Annotated in this window: 8 protein-coding genes; 1 reads left to right on the forward strand and 7 read right to left on the reverse strand. The window is 72.8% G+C overall.

From position 1 onward, the window contains the following. Window positions 1-11 precede the first annotated feature (11 nt). The 3 genes from ACFFCA_RS17065 to ACFFCA_RS17075 form a co-directional block, all read right to left on the reverse strand. On the reverse strand, window positions 12-1445 hold the full coding sequence (locus tag ACFFCA_RS17065; protein WP_375486951.1) for a sensor histidine kinase: 1434 nt from the start codon (window positions 1443-1445) through the stop codon (window positions 12-14). A gap of 175 nt (window positions 1446-1620) precedes the next feature. After that, window positions 1621-2337 carry a response regulator transcription factor gene (locus ACFFCA_RS17070; RefSeq protein WP_375486953.1) on the reverse strand — a complete coding sequence of 239 codons (717 nt, stop codon included), beginning with the start codon at window positions 2335-2337 and terminating at the stop codon, window positions 1621-1623. 145 nt (window positions 2338-2482) lie between these two features. Beyond that, window positions 2483-2983: a hypothetical protein gene (locus ACFFCA_RS17075; protein ID WP_375486955.1), complete on the reverse strand. Its 501-nt coding sequence runs from the start codon at window positions 2981-2983 to the stop codon at window positions 2483-2485. Window positions 2984-3010: 27 nt separating this feature from the next. Here ACFFCA_RS17075 and ACFFCA_RS17080 point away from each other — a divergent pair, with 27 nt between their 5' ends. After that, window positions 3011-3685, forward strand: a complete 675-nt coding sequence (locus tag ACFFCA_RS17080; protein ID WP_375486957.1) for a TIGR03085 family metal-binding protein — start codon at window positions 3011-3013, stop codon at window positions 3683-3685. Between the two features lie 14 nt (window positions 3686-3699). Here ACFFCA_RS17080 and hisF read toward each other — a convergent pair whose 3' ends face one another. The 4 genes from hisF to ACFFCA_RS17100 all read right to left on the reverse strand — a co-directional run. After that, on the reverse strand, window positions 3700-4473 hold the full coding sequence (gene hisF / locus ACFFCA_RS17085) for an imidazole glycerol phosphate synthase subunit HisF (protein WP_375486959.1): 774 nt from the start codon (window positions 4471-4473) through the stop codon (window positions 3700-3702). Window positions 4474-4493: 20 nt separating this feature from the next. Next, window positions 4494-5369: a 1,4-dihydroxy-2-naphthoate polyprenyltransferase gene (locus ACFFCA_RS17090; RefSeq protein ID WP_375486961.1), complete on the reverse strand. Its 876-nt coding sequence runs from the start codon at window positions 5367-5369 to the stop codon at window positions 4494-4496. Window positions 5370-5372: 3 nt separating this feature from the next. Further along, the gene (gene priA / locus ACFFCA_RS17095; RefSeq protein WP_375486963.1) at window positions 5373-6092 is read right to left on the reverse strand and encodes a bifunctional 1-(5-phosphoribosyl)-5-((5-phosphoribosylamino)methylideneamino)imidazole-4-carboxamide isomerase/phosphoribosylanthranilate isomerase PriA; all 720 of its coding nucleotides are present in this window, start codon (window positions 6090-6092) and stop codon (window positions 5373-5375) included. After that, window positions 6089-6340: hypothetical protein (locus ACFFCA_RS17100; protein ID WP_375486965.1), on the reverse strand; the 252-nt coding region annotated here is incomplete at its 5' end. The genes ACFFCA_RS17100 and priA, both read right to left, overlap by 4 nt.

Below are 6340 nucleotides of genomic sequence, written 5' to 3' on the forward strand. Positions count from 1 at the left end.
CCGAACCGCTCCTAATCGGCGACGGCCCAGTCCTCGTCGGATGCCGAATGCGCGGCCGGCAGCGTCACCGTGACCGTGCTGCCCCCTTCGACGGTGCTGTCGAAGCGGACCGTCCCCCCGTGAGCGCGGACGATGGTGGCCACGATGGACAGGCCGAGGCCGCTGCCGCCGCGGGCTCGGGTGCGGGCCTTGTCGGCGCGCCAGAACCGCTCGAAGACGTGTGCGGCGTCCTCCGGCGCAAGGCCCGGCCCGCCGTCGACCACCTGCAGGACGACGGACGGGCCGTCGCCCCAGGCGCGGACGCGGATCGGCCGCTCGACCGCGGTGTGCACCGCCGCGTTCGTGACCAGGTTGCGGATGACGCGCACGAGCTGGTCACGGTCGCCGATGAGGTACGCGTCCGGCACCGGGTCCATGACGATCTCGCGCTGGGGGAAGGCCGCCTGCGCGCCGCGCACGCTGTCGTCGACGACATCGGCGACCTCGAGCAGCTCGCGACGTCCCTGCCGGTCGGTGCCGTCGGCGTCGCCGCGCGCCAGCATCAGCAGGTCCTCGACGAGACGGCTCATCCGCGTGCCCTCGGACTCGATGCGGTCGAGGTTGTCGTCGGACGTGTCGCCGGCGCGGCGTTGCATGCGTGCCAGCTCCGCGTAGCCGCGGATCGACGTCAGCGGGGTGCGCAGCTCGTGCGAGGCGTCGGCCATGAACTGCCGCATGCGGTGCTCGCTCTCGAGGCGGGCCGCGAACTGGGTCTCGACAGCGGCGAGCATCGTGTTGAACGACGTGGCCAGCTGGCCGACCTCGGTCTCCGGCTCGTCGTCCGGCACGCGACGGTCCAGGCCGGCACCCTCGGGCGAGAGCTCGGCAGCGACCTCCTGCGCGGTGACGGTAACCCGCCGCAGCCGCCGCAGGCTGAGACGGACACCCCACGACGTCGCGAGCACGGCGACCAGGATGGCGGCGATGCCGATCACGACCTCCCGGCCGATCAGCCGGCTGAGGGTGCCGTCGACCTCGTCGGTCGGCAACCCCGTCACCACGAGCAGACCGATGTTGTTGGTCCGTGCGGTCACGCGCAGCGAATGGCCGTCCTCGCTGGCGTCGATGATCTGCAACGGTCGCTCGGTCAGCTGCTGCCGCTGCGCCGCGGTCAGGTCGAGGTCCATGATCGGGCCGCCCTGCGAGATGGTGGCGACCACCGAACCGTCGTTCGGGTCGAGCAGCGCAACCCATTCGGCACCGGAGGACTGGGGTCCGTCCGGTCTCCGGCAGGTGTAGATGTCCGATTGCGAGCTCGATTGTTGGCACCCTCGCCCGAAGTACGCCGCGTTCTGGCCGGCGGCGCTCATCACCTGATCGTCGAGCCGGTTCTCCAGCGACGACCGGAGCGTGAAGTACGTGCCGACGCCGACGGCCACCAGCACCAGGGTGATGAGCGCAACCACGCCGGCGACGATGCGAGCGGTGAGACTGCGGGGCCCGAGCCGCCCCAGTACTCGGCGGGGGTTCCGCGGGTCGTCCGACGATGCGGTCGAGGGGCCGGCCCCGTCCGGCGGCGAATCGTAGGGTGCGACGGGGTCGCCGATGACCTCGACGCGACTCATGAACGGGTGCGCATGCTCAGCTGCGCGGGGCCTTGATGACGTACCCGGCGCCGCGGATGGTGTGGATGAGCTTGGGCTCGACGTTGTCGACCTTCTTGCGCAGGTAGCCGATGTAGAGCTCGACGATGTTGGACTGGCCCTGGAAATCGTACTTCCAGACGCGGTCCAGGATCTGGGTCTTCGACAGCACCACGCGCTCGTTGCGCATCAGGTAACGCAGCAGCTCGAACTCGGTGGCGGTCAGGTGGACCTCCTGCCCGCCGCGGGTGACCTCGTGGCTGTTCTCGTCGAGCTCGAGGTCGGCGACGGTGAGCACGCCCTCGCGGCCGCTGTCCGGCGTCGACCGGCGCAGGACGGCGTGCACGCGGGCCAGCAGCTCCTCGATGCTGAACGGCTTGATGACGTAGTCGTCAGCGCCGGCACGCAGGCCGACGATGCGGTCGCTCGCGGCGTCGCGGGCGGTCAGGAAGATGACGGGCACCTGCGAGCCGGCGGCGCGCAGGTTCTGCAGCACACCGAGCCCGTCCAGGCCGGGCATCATGACGTCGAGCACGATGAGGTCCGGGTCGGTCTCGGCGACGCGGGCCAGTGCGGACGTGCCGCTGTCGGCCGTCACGGTCTCGAAACCGTCGAAGCGCAGGGCGGACGACACGAGGTGCGTGACGTTGTCCTCGTCGTCCACGACGAGGACACGCCGCTTGGTGTTCGTCGTGGCCACGGTTGCTGCGCTCATCTCGGTTTCTCCCCTGGGGTCCGTACTCGGGTGCTGCTCGGTGTCGATGATGGGCCGACACTGTGTCCAGCCTGAGCGTCCCGACTAGGACCTTGGTGGGTGTTACCTGTGAACAGCATAGGCACGGCGAGGCGTGCCTGGCGCGTCAGCGTGCCGTCGAGTACCCGCTGACGGGCTCCGGCTCCTCGCGGACACCGAGCCCGACGGTGCCGTAAGCGGTGTCGACGGGGCGTGGACTGCGCCGCCCGACGTGCCGCCACGCGGCCGGCGCGAACGCGAGCGCCAGGGCGACCGCGGCGGCCAGGATCAGCAGCACCGACACCAGCGGACCGCCCTTGGTGCTGTCGACCAGGAAGTAGACGCCCGCCCCGGCGACCGCGAGCTGCATGATCGCGAACGGCCAGCGCCGCGACCCGTTGAGGAACCACACGATCCCGAAGCACAGCAGGACGAACAGGGCGGCCGTCACGCAGCCGGCGATGGTCTCGCCCCGCTGGGAGGAGGTGATGTCGGGCGGGTGCACCGGGTGGATCAGCCCGTGGCCGAGGAACAGCATCGTGTAGACGGCGAGGAACGGCAGCGGCGCCGTGCCCACGGACACCGCACCGGTGACCACTCCGGGGGTGGGACCGTCGTCGTCGGACACCCTGGGGCTCCTCACTACGCTGCTCGCATGCCGCAGTTCGCCCTGACCGAGCGCCGCGCGTTGGCGCAGACCCTACGCCGGGTCGGGCCCGATGCGCAGACGCTGTGCGGCGAGTGGACGGCGGCCCAGCTCGCCGCCCACCTGGTGCTGCGTGAGCGTTCGGTGGTCGAGGGAATCGGCCGCCTGCCCGTGGCCGCCCTGCAACGACGTGCCGAGCGGGTCGTCGACGAGCTCGCCGCCCGGGCCGCGTACCCGGAGCTGGTGGACACCTTCGAGCGCGGGCCGTCCTGGCGCGAGGTCGAGGGCCCCGTCCCGGTGGCCTGGTTGTGGGCGCTGCCGCCGGTCAACGAGCTGGCCAACCTGCTCGAGTACCTCATCCATCACGAGGACGTGCGCCGCGCCCAGCCGGAGTGGCGGCCGCGGGCCCTGCCGCCGGACGTGCAGCGCACCGTGTGGCGCCGGCTGCGGCTCGTCTCGCGCGTCACCCTGCGGCACGTCCCGGTAGGCCTGGTGCTGCGCTGGCCCGGGCACGGCGAGCTGGCCACCCGCCGGGCCCGGACGGGCGGCTCGCGGGTCACCGTCACCGGCGACGCCCTCGAGCTGGCGTTGGTCGCGTTCGGCCGGTTGCCGCAGGCCCAGGTCGCGTGGGACGGGTCGGACGACGACGTCGCGGCCGTGCGGTCGGCCGACATCTCCTTCTGAACGCCTCGGGTGCGTCAGCGCACCGGCAGGCCGCGCGCGCGCAGGCTGTCCTTGACGTCGCCGACGGTCAGCTCGCCGAAGTGGAAGACGCTGGCCGCGAGCACCGCGTCGGCGCCGGCCTCCAGCGCCGGGGCGAAGTGCTCGACGGCGCCCGCTCCGCCGCTGGCGATGACCGGCACCTGCACGACCGAGCGGGCCAGCCCGATCAACGTGAGGTCGTAACCGTCCTTGGTGCCGTCGGCGTCCATCGAGTTGAGCAGGATCTCGCCGGCCCCGAGCTCGGCGGCCCGCTGCACCCATTGGAGGGCGTCGATGCCGGTGCCCTGACGGCCGCCGTGGGTGGTCACCTCGAAGCCGCTCGACGTGGCGGCACCTCCGGTCGGCACGCGTCGCACGTCGGCCGACAGCACGAGCACCTGGTTCCCGAACCGCTGGGCGATCTCGGCGATGAGCTCCGGCCGCGCGACGGCGGCGGTGTTGACGCCCACCTTGTCGGCACCGGCGCGCAGCAGCGCGTCGACGTCGTCGACGGTGCGCACTCCCCCGCCCACTGTCAACGGGATGAACACCTGCTCGGCGGTCCGGCGCACGATCTCGTAGGTGGTCTCCCGGCCGCCGGACGACGCGGTGATGTCGAGGAAGGTCAGCTCGTCGGCGCCCTGCTCGTCGTAGCGACGGGCCAGCTCCACCGGGTCGCCGGCGTCGCGAAGCCCGGCGAAGTTGACGCCCTTGACGACGCGGCCGGCGTCGACGTCCAGGCACGGGATGACACGGACGGCGAGCGACACCCCGCCAGTCTGCCAGCGCGTCAGTTGCGGATGGCCAGGCCGACGGCGAGGAGCACCGCGAACGCGAGGGTCAGCTGGCCGGTGGCCTTCAGGGTGGGGATCAGCGCCGCACCCGAGGCGCCGGTGTGCACGGGGCTGATGGCGGCGAGGGCCAGCGGCGCGGCCGCGAGCGCGATGAACGGCGGCCCGTGGTCGCGCACCGCGAGCACCACGACGAGGACGAAGGGCACCACGACGAGCACCTCGTAGAGCCGTCGCGTGCGGCGGTCGCCGAGCAGCACGGCCAGCGTGCGCTTGTGGGCACGAACGTCGCCCGGGATGTCGCGCAGGTTGTTGGCGACGAGCAGCGCGCAGGCCAGCAGGCCGACCGGCACCGCGGTCAGCACGGCCGTCACCGTCACTTGTTCGGTCTGCACGTAGGCGGTACCGCCGACCGCGATCAGGCCGAAGAACACGAAGACCGACACCTCACCCAACGCGCGGTACCCGTACGGCCTCGGCCCTCCGGTGTACAGCCACGCGGCCACGATCGCGACGGCGCCGACGAGCACCAGCCACCAGCTGGTGAGCGCCGCCAGCACGAGCCCGGCCACCGCAGCGACCGTGAAGCAGGCCAGTGCGGCAGCCACGACAGCGCGGGGGCGGGCGGCGCCGGACCCGACGAGGCGCAGCGGGCCGACGCGGTCGGCGTCGGTGCCGCGGATGCCGTCGCTGTAGTCGTTGGCGTAATTGACGCCGACCTGCAGGGCGAGGGCGACGACCAGCGCGAGCACCGCGCGCTCCCACACGATGTGGGCGTCGTGGGCGGCGACCCCCGTTCCGGCGACGACCGGCGCAAGGGCCAGGAACAGGGTGCGCGGGCGGGCCCCCTCGAGCCACTCCGGTGCGGTTGCCACCGTTCAGCGCACCGCGGCGAGCGCTTCCGGCAGCGTGAACGCCCCGGCGTAGAGCGCCTTGCCGACGATCGCGCCCTCGACGCCGTCGCCGGTGAGGGTCGCGAGGGCACGCAGGTCGTCGAGGGAGGACACCCCACCGCTGGCCACCACCGGCGCGTCGGTGCGCGCGCAGACGTCGCGCAGCAGCTGCAGGTTGGGCCCGGTCAGGGTGCCGTCCTTGTGCACGTCGGTCACGACGTAGCGGGCGCAGCCGTCGGCGTCGAGACGGGCCAGCACCTCCCACAGGTCACCACCGTCCTGCGTCCAGCCGCGGGCGGCCAGGGTCGTGCCGCGCACGTCGAGCCCGACCGCGATCTTGTCGCCGTGCTCGGCGATGGCCGAACGCACCCAGTCCGGCGACTCGAGGGCCGCGGTGCCCAGGTTGACCCGCGCGGCGCCGGTCGCCAGCGCGGCCCGCAGCGAGGCGTCGTCGCGGATACCGCCGGACAGCTCGACGGCGACGTCGAGGCGCCCGACCACCTCGGCGAGCAGCGCGCGGTTGTCGCCCCGGCCGAACGCGGCGTCGAGGTCGACCAGGTGGATCCACTCGGCCCCGTCGCGCTGCCAGGCGAGCGCGGCGTCCAGCGGGTCGCCGTAGGACGTCTCGCTGCCGGCCTCCCCCTGGACGAGACGCACGGCGGCGCCGTCGGCGACGTCGACGGCGGGCAGCAGAACGAGGTTCACGAGCGACTCCTGTGCAGGACGAGGTAGACGGGTGCGGCGATGACGCATACAAGAGCGGCGCCCAGCGTGGCCGACCACGACCGGGTGACGACGAAGACGGTGAGCAGGACGATCAGCACCAGGATGCCGAGCAGGCCGAGCCGCTCGCGCTCCCGGGTACCCGGACGGTGCTGCCAGAGCCGGACCCGGCGCCAGACCAGGGCGCGGCGCTCGCGCCGGGCGGCGGCCTGTGCCCGGCGTGCGGCGGC

This window comes from uncultured Jatrophihabitans sp. (assembly GCF_964252635.1).
Taxonomy (GTDB): domain Bacteria; phylum Actinomycetota; class Actinomycetes; order Mycobacteriales; family Jatrophihabitantaceae; genus Jatrophihabitans.

Bases quoted from the DNA above. Each gene is read 5' to 3' on its own strand.
- ACFFCA_RS17070 (WP_375486953.1), bottom strand. From the start codon at position 2,337: ATGAGCGCAGCAACCGTGGCCACGACGAACACCAAGCGGCGTGTCCTC.
- ACFFCA_RS17080 (WP_375486957.1), top strand. From the start codon at position 3,011: ATGCCGCAGTTCGCCCTGACCGAGCGCCGCGCGTTGGCGCAGACCCTA.